Here is a 19450-nt window from a genome sequence, read left to right on the forward strand (position 1 = left end):
TGAGGGGAGGAGGCTGATGGACAGGACGGCTGGCAGTGTCCCGCTGTTGTCACTCGACGCCGTTGTCATCGATGTCGAAACCACCGGGCTCGATCCACGCAAGGCGCGGGTGATCGAGCTTGCTGGCGTGCGGCTCACCGCCGGAAAACTGGTTGCCGACGGTTCGTTCCGTCAACTGGTTCGGCCGGCCGGCGAGACAATCCCAGCCGAGACGACACGCATCCATGGCATCGACGATGCCATGGTGGCCGGCTCGCCGCGTTTTTCGGAGGTTTGGCCGCGCTTCGACGCGTCTATCGGTCGGGCCGTCGTCGTCGGGCACATGATCGGTTTCGATCTCGCGATGCTGAAGCGCGAATGCGAACTGGCGGGGTTGCCATGGTCGCGGCCCCGGACGCTCGATACCAGGTTACTTGCGGAGATCGCCGCGCCGGAACTAGCCGGCTATGAGCTGGAGAAGCTCGCGGCCTGGCTCGGCATCGACATGGTCGACCGGCATTCTGCACTGGGCGATGCGATCACAACGGCGCGGATATTCCTGGCGCTGGTGCCGAAGCTGCGCGAACACGGCATCCGGACCGTTGCCGAAGCCGAACGCGCCTGTCGCGCGCTCACCGCCGTGCTCGACGATCAGGTGCGCAGCGGCTGGATCGAGGCAGTCGACGCAGCGGCCCGCCTCGATTCCGAGCAGACCCTGAAGCGCTTCGATAGCTATGCGTTCCGCCACCGCGTCGGCGGCATCATGCGGACGCCGGCGATCTTCGTCCCTCCGGATGCCACGGTCGGCGAAGCGCTGGCGCAAATGGCGGACGAGAAGATATCGGCCATTTACGTGCGCGGACCGCAGCCGGGCCCGGAAATCAGGGCGGCTGAGGCGGGTATCGTGACGGAGCGCGACGTGCTGCGCGCCGTCTCCCGGCTCGGTGCCCGGGCGCTGCAGCGACCAGTCGCCGAGATCATGAGCACGCCGCTGGCGGCGGTCTCGGCGGATGCGCTTGTCTATCGCGCGATCGCCCGGATGAATCGTCTCAAGACCCGCCATCTCGGTGTTGTCGACGACGCCGGCCACGTGGCCGGTGCATTGTCGACGCGCGATCTGCTGCGCCTGCGCGCGGGCGATGCCATATCGCTCGGCGAGGAGATCGACGATGCTGGCGACGCGCATGCGCTGTCGGCGGCCTGGGCGCAGTTGCCGCGCGTCGCGCGAATGCTTCTGGCGGAAGGATTGTCCGGTCGCGATATCGCCGAAGTGATTTCCCTGGAACTGGGCGCTCTTTCCCGCCAGGCCGCGGTGATCGCCGAGCGGATGATGCGGGAGAGCGGCCGGGGCGGGCCGCCGTGCGAGTATGCGCTGCTGGTGCTCGGATCGGCCGGACGCGGCGAGAGCCTGTTGGCGATGGATCAGGACAACGCCGTGATCTTCGCGCAGGGCGAGCCCGACGGCGAGGAGGATCGCTGGTTTGCCGAACTCGGGACGCATGTCGCCGATATCCTGCACGAGGTCGGCGTGCCCTATTGCAAGGGCGGTGTCATGGCGAAGAACGCGCTTTGGCGCGGCTCGGTGGCAACATGGCGGGATCGCGTCGACAAGTGGATCACACGTTCCGGTCCCGCCGATCTGTTGTCCGTCGATATCTTCTTCGACCTGCGGGCGGTTCACGGCGACGGCAGCCTTGCCGTCTCGGTGCGTCAGGCGGCCTTCGCGGCGGCCGAAGGCCAGGTCGCGTTCATCAAGCTGTTGGTCGAGAACGTCAGCGTTCCGGCGAGCCTGAAATTTTTCGGCGGGATCCGCACGGTCGCCGGCCGTATCGACCTCAAGGCGGCCGGATTGTTTGGTCTCGTTGCATGGGTGCGCGCGATGGCAATCCGCTATCACGTCATGGAACGGTCGACGTCGGCGCGACTGGCCGGCGTGAAGGCGGGGGTTCAGGCGAGCGAGAGCGATCTCGATGCGCTTGGCGAAGCCCAGGGCACCTTTCTCGATCTCATCCTGTCGCAGCAGGTTGAGGACATCGCCCACGGCATCCCGCCTTCCAACGCGGTTGCCGTGAAGCGATTGTCGGGCCGTGACCTCGATCGGTTGCGGGCGGCACTCGATGCTGTCTCCACCATCGATGAGCTCGGCCGCGACCTCCTGTTCAAGGATTGACGCAACACGTCTTTTCGAAAGCGAAGCATTTTTCTCCGAGTTCCCTGTGGGCTCGGCCGGGTTGGCCCCAAATCCCCAATTGTTCATTTTTTTTGCGTTGCACCATTCAAAGGAAACTGGTGCCGATTAACTGCTTTTGCGCGACGCGGGCAAGGTTGCCTTGCAAGTCGCTTCCTGACAGTGGACAATCAAATTGCTGTCAATCAGCAACGACTTGCATGCTTTCCCGACCTCTTGTCGGCGCCCGGAACAGATGATCGCTGCTGCCAATACCCACCTCGTCATCGCCGATGACCATCCGCTCTTTCGCGACGCTCTGCGGCAGGCGGTTGCCAGTGTCGTGGCTTCGGCCGTCGTCAGCGAAGCCGGCACGTTCGACGAACTCACGGCGCTGCTCGAGCGGGATTCCGACGTCGACCTGATTCTGCTCGATCTCACGATGCCGGGGATTTCGGGCTTCTCGGGCCTGATCTACCTGCGGGCGCAATATCCGGCGATCCCGGTGGTGATCGTGTCGGCGAGCGACGATGCGGGCACGATCCGGCGGTCGCTCGATTTCGGTGCCTCCGGCTTCATCCCCAAGCGCTTCGGCGTCGAGACGCTGCGCGACGCCATCATGAAGGTGATGGAGGGCGACGTCTGGGTGCCCCCGGACACCGATCTCTCCTCGGCCACCGACCCCGACATGACGCGGCTGCGCGACCGCCTGGTGACGCTGACCCCGCAGCAGGTGCGGGTGCTGATGATGCTGTCGGAGGGACTGCTCAACAAGCAGATCGCCTATGAGCTCGGCGTCTCCGAAGCGACCATCAAGGCGCATGTCTCGGCGATCCTGCAAAAGCTCGGCGTCGAAAGCCGCACGCAGGCCGTGATCGCGGCGGCGAAAATCTCTGGCGGCCAATGGCGCCAGGGCACGCCGACGGGGTGATTGGGGGGACGTCGTTCCGGGGCGCGAAGCGAGCTATGGGGCGCCCTTGCGCCCCTGAGAATCTCGAGATTGAAACGCGCTGGAGCTCCAAAGTCCACCGTCGTCTCCGCAAGCTCCACCGTCGTCCCCGCGAACGCGGGGACCCATAACCACAAATCTCGATTGTTGAAATGCGCTGGAGCTCCAGCGAGGCATAACCACAGACAATTGTGGTTATGGGTCCCTGCGTTCGCAGGGACGACGTCGTTGAGAAATTCCCGCGCTTATTCCGCCTGTCCGCGGCGCAGGGGATGCGCTGGATGACCGGTTTGCGAAGATGGAGCCATACGCTCCGCAAGCTTCACCGTCGTCTCCGCGAACGCGGGGACCATAACCACAAATCTCGATTGTTCTCAGGTGCGCATTGCGCACCATAGTTGGATGCTGACGCATCGCCTCGGAATGACGGTGTGCACTACTCCGCCGCCACCATCTGCTGCGCGCGCCACTGGCCGAGCAGGGCGCGGAGCGAGGCTGGCTTGACCGGCTTGTTGAGGATCGCGACGTTTTCCTCGCGCGCGGCGGCGCGGACGTTGGGGCTGCGATCGGCCGTGATCAGGATGGCGGGAATGTTGTCGCCGAAGCGGCGACGGATCTCGCGGATCGCGGCAACGCCGTTGCCGCGGTCGAGATGATAGTCGACCAGAAGGCCGGTCACGCTGTGGCCGGACGATTCGATCGCAGCGATCGCGGCTTCCGGGTCAGCTACCGCGATCACCTCGGCGTTCCAGGCCGTCAGCAGCGTCTTCATGCCGTCGAGGATTGCCGGATCGTTCTCGATGCAGACGATCAAGGCGCCACCCATCGGCATCTTGGAAAGCGGCGTCGCGCTGGTGACGGCGTGGGTGTAGTTGACCGCCTTGGCGACCGGCACGGTCACCGAAAACACCGAGCCGCCGCTGACGTTGGCGTCGATCGCGATGCCGTGGTTGAGCACGCGCGCCAGCCGCTCGACGATCGATAGACCAAGGCCGAGGCCGCGGGCGATCCGCGCGCCCTGCTCGAGGCGGTGGAACTCCTTGAAAATCTCGCCGCGCTTCATCACGGGAATGCCGACGCCGGTATCGTAGACGGCGATCTGCAGGGATTGTCCGTGGCGGCGGCAGCCGACCAGCACGCGCCCGCGCGGAGTGTATTTGATCGCGTTGGAGATGAAGTTCTGCAGCAGCCGCCGCAGCAGCGAGCGGTCGGACTGCACCGGCAGCGAGCAGGGGACGAAGGTCAGCTCCAGCCCCTTGGCGCGGGCGATCGGCGCAAACTCGATCTCCAGCGAGCGCATCAGGTCGGCCATCTTGAAGCTTGAGATCGAGGTCGTCATTGCCCCCGCATCGAGCCGCGAGATGTCCAGCAGCGCGCCGAGGATCTCCTCGATCGCCTCCAGCGAGTCGTCGATGTTCTCGACCAGGCGGGAGTCCTCACCGCCGTTCTGCCGCTCGACGAGGCTTGTCACATAGAGCCGCGCCGCGTTGAGCGGCTGCAGGATGTCGTGGCTGGCGGCGGCGAGGAATCGGGTCTTCGAGATGTTGGCATCCTCGGCGGTGCTCTTGGCCTGCGCCAGTTCGGAGTTCAGGCGGGTGAGCTCCTCGGTGCGGTCGCGCACGCGCTTTTCCAGCGTCGCATTGGCGCGCTCCAGCGCCTCGGCGGCCTCGAAGCTCGGGGTCACGTCGGAGAAGGTGATGACGAGGCCGCCGCCCGGCATCCGGTTGGAGCGGACCTCGATCACCATATGGCGATCGGCCAGGCGCTCCAGATAAGGTTTGCCCTCGGTGGTGTAGGCCTCCAGCCGCCGCGTCAATAGCGTATCGGGATCGCCGGCGCCGGACGCGCTGACCGCGCCCATGAATTCGAGGATTTCCTGCAAGGGAATGCCGAGTTGCACGAGGTGCGGCGGCAGCGCGAGAATTTCGCCAAACTGGCGGTTCGAGCAGATCAGTTGCAGATCGGCGTCGAACACCGCGATGCCCTGGCGCACATGGTTGAGCGCGGTCTGCAGGATCTCGCGGTTGAAATGCAGCGCGGCGTGCGAATCGTCGAGCAGCTTCAGCGCGGCCTTGGCGGAGACGGTGCGCTTGCGCAAGAGAAGCGACATCACGAGGCGCGAGGAGGCCGCGCCGATCGAGGAGGCGATCAGGCGCTCGGCGTATTGCAGCAACTCGAAATCGGCAGGTGCCGCCGGATCGAGGTTGCCGGGATGACTGGCCGCAAAGGTCTCGAAGGCCTGGGCCGCGCGCTCGGGGCCGAGATATTGCGCCACCGTGCTCTGGATGTCCTGCACGGTCACGGTGGTGCGCCAGCGCCGGAACGTCGGGGCGATCGGCGCCAGCGTGTTCGGCACGAACAGGTCCGCCTGCAGCCGTTCGATCGAGGACGGCTGGCGCGCGAGCGACATCACAACATAGGTCAGGATGTTGAGCGCGAGCGACCAGAACACGCCATGCATCAGCGGTGGCAGGTCGGTGCCGAGCAGCGCCTGGGGACGCAACGCCACGATGCCGAACGGCCCCTGCTGCAGCAACAGAAGGCCGGCCGTACTGCCCTCCAGGAAACTCGGCAGGAACAGCGTGTAGAGCCACACGGCGATGCCGACCAGCATGCCGCCCATCGCCCCGCGTGCGGTTCCGTGGCGCCACACCAGGCCGCCGAAGAACGCCGGCGCGAGTTGCGCCAGCGCCGCGAACGACAGCAGGCCGATCGCCGCCAGTTGGGTGTTGCCGAGCGCGCGGTAGTAGAAATACGCCATCACCATGATGGCGAAGATCGCGATGCGTCTAATCTTGAGCAGAAAGTCGCCGAAATCCTTGCTGCCGTAGCGCGCCCCGGGACTTCCCTTCAGCACCATCGGCAGCACGATGTCGTTGGAGACCATGATGGAGAGCGCGACGCATTCGACGATCACCATCGCGGTCGCGGCCGACAGGCCGCCGACGAACACGGCGATGCTGAGCAGCGCGGAATTGGCCTCGATCGGCAGCGCCAGCACATACATGTCGCTGTCGACGGCGCCGAACGGGAAGGTGACGAGACCGGCGATCGCGATCGGAATCACGAACAGGTTGATGGCGATCAGATAGAGCGGAAACAGCCAGCGGGCCCGATTGACCTCCTCGAGACTGGAATTCTCGACCACGCTGACGTGGAACTGCCGCGGCAGCAGCATGATCGCGCAAAACGACAACAGCGTCATGGTCAGGAAATTGCCGATCGACGGCACGTAGCTGATGGCGCGCACTGCCTCCGGTGTCTTCATCGCCCGCTCGATCAGTTCGACGGGCGTGAACATCCAGAAGGTGACGAAAGCGCCGGCGGCGATAAAGGCCACCAGCTTGACGATGGACTCGGTGGCGATCGCCAGCATCAGGCCGTGCTGATGCTCGGTGGCGTCGGTCTGGCGGGTGCCGAACAGCACCGCGAATGCCGCCATCGCCAAGGTGACGACCAGTGCGATGTCGCCGATCAGCGGAATAGAGGAGAACAGCTTGTCCTCGCTCAGGATCGTCTCCAGCGATGAGGCCACCGCCTTGAGCTGCAGCGCGATGTAGGGCACCGAGCCCACGATCGCGATGACCGCCACGGTGGCGGCGACCGCCTGGCTCTTGCCGTAGCGCGCCGCGATGAAGTCGGCGATCGAGGTGATGTTCTGCGACTTGGCGAGCTGGATCACGCGACGCAACAGCGGCGTGCAAAGCCCGATCATCAGGATCGGCCCGACATAGATCGCGAGGAAGTCGACGCTGGTGCGGGTGGCGAACCCGACGGAGCCGAAGAAGGTCCAGGAGGTGCAATAGATCGCCATCGATAGCGGATAGATCAGCATGCTGGCGCGGCCGCGCTGGCTCGGCGACAGGCGGTCGCCGTAGCTGGCAACGACGAACAGCAGTCCGATATAGGCGAACGCAGTGGCGATTACGCCCCAGTCGTGCAGCATCGGTCTCGGGTCCTCCCTCTCCCGGCGCTTGGATTGCGGACGTGTACCTTTCACGCCAAACCGGACGCTCGTAAACGCCATGGCCGGAAGAGGTGAATATAGACGCTTTGGGCCGGCAGCGCACGGCGCCACCGGCCCAATTCGAAGGGATTAGGACGGGTAGGGTTACTCGGCCGCCAGCGATTTCTGCCTCACGGGCAGCCCGAGGCGTTCCCAGACCTGCAGCAGCGCTTCCGCGAGCCGATCGATCAGCCCGTCATCGTGGTAGGGCGAGGGCGTGATCCGCAGCCGCTCGGTGCCCTTGGCGACCGTCGGATAGTTGATCGGCTGGATGTAGATGCCGTGCTCTTCCAGGAGGATGTCGGAGGCCTGCTTGCACTTCTCGGGATCGCCGACGAACAGCGGCACGATGTGGGTGTCGCTCGACATCACGGGCAGCCCGGCTGCATTGAGGATCGCCTTGACCCGGGCGGCGCGGTCCTGGTGGCGCTCGCGTTCCCAGTTCGAGGTCTTCAAATGCCGGATCGCAGCTGTTGCGGCCGAGCAGATCGCCGGCGGCAGCGCGGTGGTGAAGATGAAGCCCGGCGCGTAGGAGCGGACCGCGTCGATGATCTCGGCATTGCCGGCAATATAGCCGCCGAGGCAGCCGAACGCCTTGGCGAGCGTGCCTTCGAGCACGTCGATGCGGTGCATGACGCCGTCGCGCTCGGCGATGCCGCCGCCGCGCGGGCCGTACATGCCGACCGCATGAACCTCGTCGACATAGGTCATGGCGCCGTATTTCTCGGCGAGATCGCAGATTTTCGAAAGCGGCGCGACGTCGCCGTCCATCGAATAAAGGCTCTCGCAGGCGATCAGCTTGGGCCGGTCGGGGCCTGCAGCGATCAAAAGTTCCTCGAGATGGGCGAGGTCGTTGTGGCGGAAGATCTGGCGCTCGCAGCCGGCCTGGCGGACGCCCTCGATCATCGAATTGTGGTTCAGCGCGTCAGATAGAATGAGGCAGTTCGGAATGAGCTTTGCGATCGTCGAAATGCCGGTCTGGTTCGACACATAGCCCGAGGTGAACAGCAGCGAGGCCTGCTTGCCATGCAGGTCGGCCAGCTCCTGCTCGAGCTGCACCAGCGGATGATGGGTGCCGGCGATGTTGCGGGTGCCGCCGGCGCCGGTACCGACGCGGGTCGCAGTTTCGACCATGGCGCCGACCACTTTCGGGTGCTGGCCCATACCGAGATAGTCGTTGGAGCACCAGATCACGACATCGCGCTTGCCCTTCGGCGAGTGCCAGACCGCATGCGGGAAACGGCCCGCGATCCGCTCGAGGTCGGCGAAAACGCGGTAGCGCCGCTCGTCATGCAGGCGGTTGAGGGCGGCGTGGAAGAATTTGCTGTAATCCATCACAAGACCTGGAACGGAACCGGCCGTATTGGCGTCGGGCCTTTTTAGAGCCTTTCCAGCTTTGATGTCTATGCGAATTCCCACATTTCGGCGCGCCTCCGGGATGCTACTTAGCCGGAGCAAGTGTTGATCCGGATCAACGCGCTAGGTGGGTAGCGGTCCCGCGTGACTGGACCATTCGGCGTGGCTCAGGTCGCTGCGTCTCAGGTCGTGCGGAACCGCAGCACGCCATCGCTGACTTCGCAGGTCAGGCGGCCCTCGACCAGCATGTAATTGACGTGGGCGACCAGTTCGCCGGCGGCAAAGCCCATCTGGTGCTCGTCCAGCACGTGCTTGTGGAATACGATCGGCACCAGCTCCTTCGAGGTCTGCGGCACTTCGCGGCAGGCTTCCGCGATCAGGCGGCAGCGATCCTCGTGATGATCGGCGAGCTGCTTGATGCGGGTCTTCAGCCCGTAAAACGGCACGCCGTGGCCGGGCAGCACCATCACGTCGTAAGGCAGCGTCGTGGTGAGGCTCGCCAGCGAAGCCAGATATTCCCCGAGCGAATTCTGGTCGGGCTCGACGGCCCAGACGCTGACATTGGGCGAAATCTTGCTCAGCACCTGGTCGGCGGATAGGAATAATTTGTCGGCGGTGCAGTACAGCATCACCTGGTCGAGCGCGTGTCCGCCGCCGGTGATCACCTTGAAGCGGCGGGTGCCGATCACGACCTCGTCGCCACGCGAGATGCGCCGATAGGACGGCGGCAGCACCGAAACCCGCTTCAAATAGTCCTGGCCGCGGCCGAGCAATTTGTCGGTCAGACTCTCGTCCATGCCGTGGCGGCGGAAGAACAACCGCTGCGCGTTGCGCCGCTCCTCGGTGCCGCGATTCTGGTGATAGACCGATTGCAGGTATTCGACCTGCGACATCTGCAGCGGACAGTCGAAGCGCTCGACGATCCACCCGGCAAGACCGACGTGATCGGGATGCGAATGGGTCACGATCAGCCGGGTGATCTTCACATGCCGCAGCGGGCCCTCGAACAGGATGGTCCAGGCCGCGATGGATTCCTCGTTGCCGAAGCCGGAATCGACCATCGCCCAGCCATCGCCATCGGCGAGCAGATAGATGTTCACGTGGTTGAGCCGGAACGGCAGCTTGAGCCGGACCCAGAGCACGCCAGGCACCACCTCGACGACCTGATCGTGGCCCGGGTGGCTTTCGAAGGGGTACCGCAGTGCCTCGGCCGAGGACTGCACCGTGTCGGTTTTCGAATGCATGCTACCGGCTTAGCGGTAGAGGCGGCGCCGCGCTAGCCGAAAAAAGTGCTGGCGGTCATTCCGGGATGGTGCGCAAGCACCAGACCCGGAATCTCGAGATTCCCTGTTCGTCCTTTCGAACGCCCCGGAATGACAGCGTTTGTGGCTACGCCGCCCTGATATTCGACAGGAACGCGTCGATCTCCTCGCGCAGCACGTCGGCCTCGCGGCGCAGCGCGTCGGAGGCGGTCAGCACCTGGCCGGCGGCGGTTCCGGCCTGCGCCGAGGCGCTGGAGACGCCGACGATGTTGCTGGAGACTTCGCTGGTGCCGCCCGCGGCATGCTGGATGTTACGCGCGATCTCGCGCGTCGCCGCACCTTGCTCCTCGACCGCGGCCGCGATCGCGGTGGTCACCTCGTTGATCTCGCTGATCGTGTTGCTGATGTTGCGGATCGCGGAGACCGCGGTCTCCGTCACCGTCTGCATGCTGACGATCTGCTGGCGGATCTCGTCGGTGGCCTTTGCGGTCTGGTTGGCGAGGCTCTTCACCTCGGAGGCGACCACGGCAAAGCCGCGGCCGGCATCGCCGGCGCGTGCCGCTTCGATGGTAGCGTTCAGCGCCAAAAGGTTGGTCTGCGAGGCGATGGTCTGGATCAGGTCGACGACCACGCTGATCCGCGCTGCGTTATCTGCGAGCCCCTGCATGGTGGCGTCGGTCGCACCGGCGTCGTCGACCGCCTTGCGGGCGATCTCCGCCGAGGTGATGACCTGGCGGCCGATCTCCTCGATCGAGGAGGACAATTCCTCGGTGCCCGACGATACGGTCTGCACATTGGCCGAGGTCTGTTCGGCGGCGGTCGCAACCGCGGTCACCAGAGCGCTGGACTGATCGGCGGTCGCCGACATGCTTTGCGCGGTCGATTGCATCGAGCCTGCCGCGGTCTGCAGGCTGTCGAGCGCAGTGCGGACGGTGCTTTCGAACTCGACGATGCGGGCTTCCATGCGGGAGGCGCGCTCCGACTTGGCGATGCGGTCCTTGTCCTGCTCGGCGGAGAGCGTGCGGCTCTGGATCATGCTCTCGCGGAACACGTGCAGCGAGTCGGCCATGGCGCCGATCTCGTCCTGGTGATGGCTCTGAAAGACCTCCGAGTCGAGGTCGCCGCTGGACAGCAATTGCATCGAGCGCTGCAGATTACTGATGCGGCGCAGGATGTTGCGGCCGACATAGAGCCAGACGAACAGGATCGAGCCGACCAGCGTGCCGATGCCGAGGGCGAGCATGACCATGGTCCCGAACGAGATCTCCTGACGCGCCTGCCACGCCGCAGCGTTGGTTTCCTTCTGCACGCCATCGACCAATTGCTGCACGCTGATGCCGAGGCCGACATTGAGCTTGCGGGTTTCCTCCAGAATGGTCTGGCCGAAATCGTCTGCGTCAAGCTCCTGCTGGCGGACCTTGAAGACGCCGGTCTTGCCGTCGGCAAGCGCCAGCAAGTCCAGGGTCGCTTTGCGGACGACATTCATCGCCGTGGTCGTGGGCAACTTCTCGACATTCGACTTCACGCGCGCCTGGGCGGTGCGGAATTCCTTCCCAATGGCCTCCAACGTATCGCCGCTGGTGGCCGACAACGCGGCGATCATGTCGAACGCCATCAGATTGCCGCTCGCGGCGATGTCGGCGAGCTGGTCGGCCGTCCTGTGGGCCTTGATGGCATCGGCCTGCGAGAAGTTGGGAGCGGCGTAGATGCTGTAGAGTTCGGTCTGCGCGTCGATCGCCGCTGGGCCGGCGGCGGCAATGAAGCGCCGTTGAGCCTTGCGCACCGCTTCGTACAGTCTTTCGTGCTGGGCGGCCAGTTCGAGCCGCTCGTGTGCAGCCGCGCCGAGGCTCTTGATCACCTCATCGATGTTCTTCATGTTCTCGTTGAGTGCGGCAACGACCGCCTTGTCGGCGCCGAGTTCGACGATCTCGCCGAGCTTCTGCAGCGCGACCGCCTGGGTTTCCTTCATTTTCCTGGTGCGATCGTTCAGCGCCTGCTCGCTGCGCGCAGCCAGCAGCGCCGGCCCCTGGCTGGCGAGGCTCGCGCTCTGCGCCGAGAGTTGCAGGCTGGCGGCGAGGCGGGGAATATCCCGTCCGCTTAAGTCCACCATGGTCCCGCCAAGCCGCCCGAGCATCAGACCGGCGCCGGCAGAGATGATGATCGCCATGCCGGCGATGACGGCGAAGGCGGCAAACAGACTGCCCCTGACGCCGAAGCGAAAACCCTTGAGCCCTGAATTGAATGACGCCATCTGCCCGCTGCCCGTCCACGCTACCTTGGGATGTTTCGGGCGGCAGTATCGCGATACCCGGTTAACAAGTTTGGAAAAACGGAACCTTTTTCGCCATAATTTTAGCAGTAGGCCTTTGCCCCATTGGATTTTTCCGTGAACCGGAAAACGCAGGCGAATGAACAAAACAAACAAAAAGGCCGGCGTGAAAGCCGGCCTTCTGCAATTCTCAATTGAAATCGCTTAGTAGCGCGCCACCACCGGGCTGGCGAAGTTGAAGCGATAATTGACGCCGAGCTTCAGCGTGTGGTCGTCATTGTGGAAGCTTCCGAACGGCACCAGCGCCGCAGGGGAAACAAACCGGCTGCTGCCGAAGTCGTAATACATGTATTCGCCTTTGACTGCCCAGTTCGGGGCGAACATGTATTCGACGCCGGCGCCGACAGTGTAGCCGTGGCTGTGGTTGCCATCGAGCAGGAAGGGGATCGGCGCGCCGGCGAGCGTCAGCCTCTCGCGGTTGTCGGAATAGGCGTAGCCGCCTTTGACGTAGAGCAGGCCTGCACCCCAGGTGTAGCCGATGCGGGCAGTGACCGAGCCGAGGCCGCGCTGATCATTGGTGTAGACGTAGGCGCCGGGGAAGGTGGCGGTGAGGTTATTCTTGCCGAGCCAGGAATACTGGCCCTCGGTGCCGAGCACCCAGTTCTGCGCGAATTGCCAGTCGAGGCCGGCCTGAACGCCGCCGAGCAGCCGGGCGCTGGAGTCGCTCAGCACCGCGCCGTTGAAGTCGTGGCTGCCGCTGAAGGCGCCGCCGAGATGGCCGCCGATATAGAAGCCGGTCCAGTAGGGAGGCGCCGCATAGACGGGCGGCTGTTTGTAGTAGGGGCGCGCACCGAGATCGGCGCCAAGGGCGGGTGCGGCGGCGGTGAGAGCAGCGAGGGCCACGAGGGCGGCGAGGATCTTCTTCATTGTGTTGGTCTCCGAAAACCGTTCGGCGACACCCTCGTGCGGGGCGTCATCCATCGCCACGCACATAGACAGCTTTTATCTAAAATGCTGTCACTCCCAGGTGACAGCGGGTGGTAACCCAACCCATTGGCAGGCAAACGTTTTTTGTACTTAATGAAGGCCTAATCAAAGGTAAGGAAAGGCTTAATTTTCGCTAGCTCCGCAAGTCTCAGGCAAGCTTTGCTTAACCAATGCGGCGGCGGACGTCGCTGCGCATCTGTTCGCGGAAGGCTTGCCGCCGCGCCGGGCGATCTTTCACCGGCACGTCGTGGCGGTCGAACACGTTGAACATTTCGAGGATCGGGTAGTGGTCGCTGGCCATCGCCAGGATGCGCAACAGCTCCGCCACCGGCCCGGTCGGACCGGTGACCTCCCATTTACGGATGGTGTCGGCGCCGTCCGCGGCCGGCAACCCGCAGAGCTTGGCCATGTCGGCCACCGACAGCGGCTGGCCGATGGCCTCACCGAGATGCTCGCGAAGTTTCTTCAGTTCGGCTCCGGTCACGGGTTCTCCATTACAAATCGACATCTGTGAAGTGCGTCACACACCGCATCGGGCGTGAGGACTATACGCAGCCTATTAGGTTTCCTGATGAGGAGGTAACCATGCGCCGATTACTTGAAAGCCTTACCCCCAAGGCCCGCCGGATTTATTGGAACTGGGTCGGCGGCATGTTCGCCCTCTATGTCGTGCTGATGCTCACGGCTGCAGGCGTCTTCGTCAGTCACGATTCATCGCGCAAGCTGGCGCATGAACCCGCAACGACTGTGGCAACTGACAGCAAGCAGCGGCCCATCACCGAGGTCCCGGCGTCAATCCGGCAAGCCGCGAGGTATTAAAGGCCGGCGCCGGCGTTCAGACGCCGATCGCGTTCCGCGCTACCACGTCGCGATAGAAGGCAACGCTCAGTTTCGGCGTCCGGCGCTGCGTCTCGAAGTCGACGTGGTAGAGCCCGAAGCGCTTCTCGTAGCCATAGATCCATTCGAAATTGTCCATCAGGCTCCAGAGGAAGTAGCCGCGGACCGGCACGCCCTCCGACGTCGCGCGCTGCAATTGCCGCAAGTAATTGCGCAGATACATGACGCGATCGAGGTCGTAGACCTGGCCGTCGGCGCGAAGCTTGTCTTCCGACGAGGTGCCGTTCTCGCTGATATAGATCGTCTCGATGTTCCAGACCTTTGCCGCCAGCCGCGGCGCCCAGTAGATCGTCTCCGGCCCCACGCGCAGCCATTCCGAATTCATGTGCGGGAACGAGGCCGGAAACGGCAGCACGCTCCAGCCCGGCGGCTTGTCGGAAGCGGCGATATAGAACTGCGGCGCGTAGATGTTGAGGCCGACGAAATCGTTCGGCTGCGAAATGATCTTCAACTCTTCAGCGGTGAATTTCGGTGCGTTCTTGCCGGCGAACTGCAGAAAGCCGTCGGTGTATTTGCCTTCCAGGATGACGCCGAGAAAACCTGAGTTCAATTCGCGTGTCGCTATCTCGGCCGCGCGAACGTTTTCCGGCGTGTCGAACGCCGGCACGCAGGCCGCGATGTTTTCGGCCGGCCCCACCTTGGTGCCTTTGCGTCCATGGGCGCGGATCGCCTGCACGGCGAGGCCATGCGCCAGCGCCACATGGTGGCGGACCTGGTTGACCTCGGCGTCCGGCAGTTTGAGCCCGGGGGCATCGATGCCCCAGCCATAGCCGAAATTCACGAACCTTCCGGCTTCGTTGATGGTGAAGATCGACCGGACGCGATCCGTGATCCGCGCCGCCACATGGCCGGCGTAATCGCCGAACGCTTTTGACGTTTCGCTGGATCGCCAACCGCCGACCTTGTCCTCGAGCGCCTGCGGCAGGTCCCAGTGATATAGCGTCCCGTACGGCTCGATGCCGTTCTTGAGGAGTTCGTCGACGAGCCGGTCGTAGAAGTCGAGGCCCTTCGGGTTCGGCTTGCCCGTTCCCTCCGGAAATACCCGCGGCCAGGCGATCGAAAACCGGTAAGCCCTCGCGCCCAATTCCCTGATCAGGCCGATGTCTTCCTTGTAGCGGCGATAGTGTTCGTTGGCGCGGTCGCCGCTGGTGCCGTCCTCGATCTTGCCGGGCGTGTGCGAGAACGTGTCCCAGATCGAGCGGCCGCGGCCGTCTTCGTTCACGGCGCCCTCGATCTGATAGGCCGACGTCGCGGTGCCCCAGACGAAGTCTTTCGGAAAGCTCGCCGGCGCGGGCCGGTCGGATGCCGGTTGCGTGGCGGCATCGGCTGGCGCGGCGGCGATGCCCAGCGCGGACAAGCCTGCAAGCTTTGCAAAATGCCGGCGCGAGAATTTTCCGAGCATCGTGATCTCCGGTCAGCGTTCGTCGATTTGGTAGGCGGATATCCTGTCGATCTCGAATGCGACAATATTGGGAGATTTGCCATCGACGAATCCCACGCCATCGAGAGTCTTCGAGCCCATCGCAAGGTTCACGATCATGTACATGGGTTCGTGGAAGCCGACCGGGACCTTGATCTCGGAGACCGGCTGTCGGTCGATGAAATAGGTTATGCGATCCGGCTGCCACAGCACGCCGTAGTCGTGGAACGCGGTCGGGGCGTCCGGCACAATGAAGTCAAACCCGCAGCGTTCCACGCGCTGCGTCTCCGGTATCCGCCAATGCGTCGTCATCACGATGTCGCCCGGCCGTTGTCCGCGGCCCTCCATGATGTCGACTTCCGGCGGCCAGCCGCCGTCATCGGCGAGCATCCAGAATGCCGGCCACACGCCGGTGCCGACCGGTATCTTGGCGCGCATTTCGAAATATCCGTACTTCTGGGCAAACCGGCTCTGGGTCGTCAGGATGCCCGAGATATATTCATTGTTGAACAGCACGGTCTTCAGCGCTGGCGGGGTCCGGCTGGCGACGATCGAGAGAACGCCGTCCTTGACCTTGAACGGATCGAGGCCAAGCGGCTTTGTTTCGCGCCCGCCATAACGCGGATCGACATAGATCTGCTGTTCGCCATTGTAGCTGGTCTTGCGCCTGAAATCGGAGCCCTCGCCACCCCAGTAACGCGCTTCCGGCCAGGCAGCGCCGCCGGCGTAGTACGGCGCCCATCTTTCATCCAGCAGCGGATGGGTGTCGAAATCGTCGTGGAAAGTCCGGTGCAGCGATACCGATGCGAACGATGCGGGGTTCGGCGCTTCGACGCGGCGGCAGCGCTCGCCGAGCATGGCGGTCGCAACCTGCAGCGTGAGTTTGGCCGTTGCCCCGGCGAGATCAACCTGCGCGAACGCTGGCCCGGCGAACAGGTAGCCGATCAAGACCAAGGCGCACAGCGTTAATCTGTCGGTCTCCGGCTCGCTTCGAAACGACGGGAGATCATTCACTGACGAAGCCCTCGATCTGACGATCCTTCGGAGCCCGACCGACATGCTCACCTGTTTGAGGTACGTAGTTATACGAGGTGGAAGCTTAACGGCAAGGTAGCCAAGTCTGATGTTGATTAAAGTGCCTGAGGTGCCGATGGCGCCAAGTGCGGGGCGCGGGCGTCGGAACCACCGGCAAGATAGTTCATTTTCTTTTCAGTGCTTCAATTTTGAAGGGTAGCCACCGCAATATTACGGCGTACGGAAGTTCTTGGATGCTCGTCTATTTTGTCACAGACGAACCGACGAAGTTACCTGCGATTCGCGCCATGCTCGAACCGCAACATGCCGTGGTCCCCTGGTTGCTCGGTGGCGACGGCACCGGGATCAGGTCGCATGGCGTGCTGATGGTCGACATTGACCTGCGGCAGATGTCTCGCGTCGATAAACTCAAGTTCGTTTTGCACGAACTTGCCGGCATTCCCGAGAAGCTGTTCGTCATTCACAATCTCTCCCGTTCGATGGTTGCGCAGGCCCACGCGCTCGGCGCGACCGCGGTGATCTCACGTCCCAAGGAAGCAATTCTCAAGGTTGCGCAGATCGAAGCGGCGGAAGCGGCCGCGGAAGATAACGCTGCAGATCCGGCACCGGTGATGGACGAAGGTGTGGCAGCCTTCGCCTCGATGTTTTCGAATGTGCGCCATGGCAGGCCATTGAAGCTTGTCGATGCGAAGCGTGCGACGTCGAAGATCATCACCCGCGTCGGGCAGGATGGACTTTCGTCGTGGCTCGACGAAGTGCGTCGCTATCATGAGGGTACGTTTCAGCATTGCCTGCTTGTAACAGGTGTTGCGGTTGCCTTCGGCCTCGATGTCGGATTCTCCGATGCGGACGTATCGCGGCTCGGAATGGCGGCAACCCTCCACGACATCGGGAAGGCGCGCATCCCGCTGTCGATCTTGGACAAGCCGGGACGCCTCGACCCCGAGGAGGAAGAGATCATCAGACGTCATCCCGTGATCGGATATGATCTGTTGAAAGGCGTATCGGGCATCAGTCCGGAAATTCTGGATGGCGTGAAGCACCATCACGAATATCTTGATGGCTCCGGCTATCCGGATGGGCTGAAGGCCTCGCACATTTCCGATCTGGTCCGGTTGCTGACGATCTCGGATATCTTCGCCGCGCTGGTCGAGTCCAGGCCCTACAGGCCGCCAATGCCCCGGCAGGACGCCTATCAGATCCTCTGCGGCATGGAGGGGAAGCTGGAGGGGGCGCTGGTCAGGGCGTTCCGCAAGGTCGCGCTTGCGGCGTGAGCAGCCCCTGCCGCGGAATGATGCCTGTCCGACGGGAACTGTCGCGAGAAACACCGCCAACTGAATTTATTGAGCTTTTTCGCCTCGCCAGCGGTCCTGAGGCTAGTGTCGAGCGGTTCCGCCCGATCGCCCAAGGATTCGCCGTACCTTTACCGGCGCGGCGCCTTAGGGTACTCAGCAAGTATCGCATCCAGGAAGGCAGTCAAAGCCGGCACGATGCACGATGAAAGTGGAGTTAGTGTCGGCGCATCGCAGAAGACATTCCTGCCAAAGACTTTCCAGGAGAGCTGCGTGTTCTTCTGAGGGAAGAAGTCTCTCGTGATGGGCCGTCCGGCGAGCGCCGGTAATCGTCTTCTCAGCGCGCTGCCGCCGGCAGACCTCGCGTTGCTCACGCCGCATCTCCAGAAGGTGTCGCTCGAACAGGACGCGGTGGTGATACGAGCGGGAGATCGACGCCACCACGTTTACTTTCCCCATAGCGGGGCCATCTCCTTCATGCTCGGCCTTCCGAACGGAGAAACGATCGCAACCGCGGTAATCGGGCGCGAGGGAGCGATCGGCGCATTATCAGTGCTGGGACCCTCTTTCTTGTCGTCCGTGACCGCGGTCGTGCGGGTGGGCGGCACCGCATCGCAGATCTCCGTGTCGCGGTTTCATGCAGCCTACATGGAGAGCGGCGCCATCAGACATGTGGTCGAGGCGCACACGAGGTCGATACTCATGCAGTTCCAGCACGTCTCAGCCTGCAACGGACTGCACTCGGTCGAGGCCCGCATGGCCCGCTGGCTGCTTCACCTGCACGATCGAACCGAGGGCAACAACATCCTATCATTAACGCAGGGGACACTTTCGCAGTTGCTCGGGGTGCGACGAACGACCGTGACGCAGGTGATTGCCAAACTCCGCGCCATAGGTGCCATCAAATCCGCTCGGCGGGGCTTGGTTGAAATCGACAGGGCGCGGCTCGAGGAAGCTACCTGTGAATGCTACGACATCATACGTTGTGCAACCGATCGGATCGTCCCGCATGAAGCCGTGGGATCGCACCCGCATTTTGCGTCGACCGACAAACTCTACGGTGCATGATCGTTTTCGAGCTTACATAACTTCCTACAGACGGCCACGACGACGCTCAAGAAATCGCACCGTTTTCGAGGGAAGCGAATGACCGCCACAGCCCGACGCGCCGGGGCCTTGTGGCTGATGGTTCAGAGGAAAAGATGGTGCTGCCAGACAGGATTGAACTGTCGACCTCTCCATTACCAATGGAGTGCTCTACCACTGAGCTACGGCAGCATGCCCGGTATTCAGGGAATCGGCCCTAAAGGCCCCTACAGGCGGCCGGTTCTTGCCACAAGGGCCTCTCTGGTGCAAGCGCGCGGGCAGGCTGGAAAAGCACCAAAATGGGGTAAAAATCGTTGCGATGATCAGGACCAGGGGCAAATGGGCAACTTCGGGCCTTGCTCCGGTTCCCGACCTCGCCTTGCACGGCTGAATCCTGGCTTCCGCTACTTGCCGCGGCGGTTCGGGACCGTGGCAGGCCGGGCGCGGTTGCGGCATGGCTGATCGAAAGCGACTATCTTCGAATGGCGGCGTCGCTGATGCCGTCTTGAGCAAGACATATTCGGCGGACTGACGATGAAGGGTGATCACGGCAAGGGCGCAGGAAAGACCGGCGCGGATGTAAAGGATTCACGATCGCATCGGCTGAAGCTGGCGCTGCGCGAAAATCTCAAGCGGCGGAAGTCGCAGGCGCGCGGGCGCAGTGATCCCGGCGCATCTTCCGAAAGCCCCAATGCGTCCCTAGATGACGCCAGCGGAGAAAAGCCGGGCCAGTAGCGTAGGGAAT

At 63.4% G+C, this 19450-nt stretch carries 14 protein-coding genes and 1 tRNA gene; 6 read left to right on the forward strand and 9 right to left on the reverse strand.

The annotated features are described in order from the left end of the window. The first annotated feature begins 16 nt into the window (after positions 1-16). Positions 17-2149 (forward strand): DUF294 nucleotidyltransferase-like domain-containing protein, encoded by a 2133-nt coding sequence (locus V1290_RS22325; protein WP_334366392.1) that lies wholly within the window; start codon positions 17-19, stop codon positions 2147-2149. Between the two features lie 256 nt (positions 2150-2405). Beyond that, positions 2406-3077, forward strand: coding sequence for a response regulator transcription factor (locus V1290_RS22330; RefSeq protein WP_334369130.1), 672 nt, complete (start codon positions 2406-2408; stop codon positions 3075-3077). 454 nt (positions 3078-3531) lie between these two features. On the opposite strand, the gene V1290_RS22335 is transcribed toward V1290_RS22330, so the two are convergent. From V1290_RS22335 to V1290_RS22360, 6 genes are all read right to left on the reverse strand, one after another. After that, positions 3532-7041, reverse strand: a complete 3510-nt coding sequence (locus V1290_RS22335; RefSeq protein ID WP_334366393.1) for a hybrid sensor histidine kinase/response regulator — start codon at positions 7039-7041, stop codon at positions 3532-3534. 165 nt (positions 7042-7206) lie between these two features. Then, positions 7207-8436, reverse strand: coding sequence for a 5-aminolevulinate synthase (hemA, locus tag V1290_RS22340; RefSeq protein ID WP_028348055.1), 1230 nt, complete (start codon positions 8434-8436; stop codon positions 7207-7209). Positions 8437-8639: 203 nt separating this feature from the next. Beyond that, on the reverse strand, positions 8640-9701 hold the full coding sequence (locus tag V1290_RS22345) for an MBL fold metallo-hydrolase (RefSeq protein ID WP_334366394.1): 1062 nt from the start codon (positions 9699-9701) through the stop codon (positions 8640-8642). Positions 9702-9846: 145 nt separating this feature from the next. Next, entirely contained in the window at positions 9847-11970 is a 2124-nt protein-coding gene (locus tag V1290_RS22350) for a methyl-accepting chemotaxis protein (RefSeq protein WP_334366395.1), read from the reverse strand. Between the two features lie 222 nt (positions 11971-12192). Next, positions 12193-12915 carry an outer membrane protein gene (locus V1290_RS22355; protein ID WP_334366396.1) on the reverse strand — a complete coding sequence of 241 codons (723 nt, stop codon included), beginning with the start codon at positions 12913-12915 and terminating at the stop codon, positions 12193-12195. 223 nt (positions 12916-13138) lie between these two features. After that, complete coding sequence (locus tag V1290_RS22360) at positions 13139-13459, reverse strand: helix-turn-helix domain-containing protein (protein ID WP_028348061.1); 321 nt, start codon at positions 13457-13459, stop codon at positions 13139-13141. A 101-nt stretch (positions 13460-13560) separates the two neighbouring features. Here V1290_RS22360 and V1290_RS22365 point away from each other — a divergent pair, with 101 nt between their 5' ends. Beyond that, positions 13561-13794, forward strand: coding sequence for a hypothetical protein (locus tag V1290_RS22365; protein ID WP_334366397.1), 234 nt, complete (start codon positions 13561-13563; stop codon positions 13792-13794). Positions 13795-13810: 16 nt separating this feature from the next. Here V1290_RS22365 and V1290_RS22370 read toward each other — a convergent pair whose 3' ends face one another. Both V1290_RS22370 and V1290_RS22375 read right to left on the reverse strand, forming a co-directional pair. Further along, positions 13811-15274: a GH1 family beta-glucosidase gene (locus V1290_RS22370; RefSeq protein WP_334366398.1), complete on the reverse strand. Its 1464-nt coding sequence runs from the start codon at positions 15272-15274 to the stop codon at positions 13811-13813. Positions 15275-15286: 12 nt separating this feature from the next. Next, positions 15287-16306: a glycoside hydrolase family 16 protein gene (locus V1290_RS22375; protein ID WP_334366399.1), complete on the reverse strand. Its 1020-nt coding sequence runs from the start codon at positions 16304-16306 to the stop codon at positions 15287-15289. 254 nt (positions 16307-16560) lie between these two features. Here V1290_RS22375 and V1290_RS22380 point away from each other — a divergent pair, with 254 nt between their 5' ends. Together V1290_RS22380 and V1290_RS22385 are read left to right on the forward strand one after the other, a co-directional pair. Continuing rightward, entirely contained in the window at positions 16561-17601 is a 1041-nt protein-coding gene (locus V1290_RS22380) for an HD-GYP domain-containing protein (protein ID WP_334366400.1), read from the forward strand. A gap of 321 nt (positions 17602-17922) precedes the next feature. Further along, positions 17923-18687 (forward strand): Crp/Fnr family transcriptional regulator, encoded by a 765-nt coding sequence (locus V1290_RS22385; protein ID WP_334369131.1) that lies wholly within the window; start codon positions 17923-17925, stop codon positions 18685-18687. A 135-nt stretch (positions 18688-18822) separates the two neighbouring features. On the opposite strand, the gene V1290_RS22390 is transcribed toward V1290_RS22385, so the two are convergent. Further along, a tRNA-Thr gene (locus tag V1290_RS22390) sits at positions 18823-18897 on the reverse strand. Positions 18898-19239: 342 nt separating this feature from the next. Between V1290_RS22390 and V1290_RS22395 the strand changes: the two genes are divergently transcribed. Further along, the gene (locus tag V1290_RS22395) at positions 19240-19440 is read left to right on the forward strand and encodes a hypothetical protein (RefSeq protein WP_334366401.1); all 201 of its coding nucleotides are present in this window, start codon (positions 19240-19242) and stop codon (positions 19438-19440) included. The last annotated feature ends 10 nt before the right edge of the window (positions 19441-19450 follow it).

Origin of the sequence: Bradyrhizobium sp. AZCC 1578, from assembly GCF_036924675.1 — a bacterium.
In the GTDB taxonomy this organism is placed as follows: Bacteria; Pseudomonadota; Alphaproteobacteria; order Rhizobiales; family Xanthobacteraceae; genus Bradyrhizobium.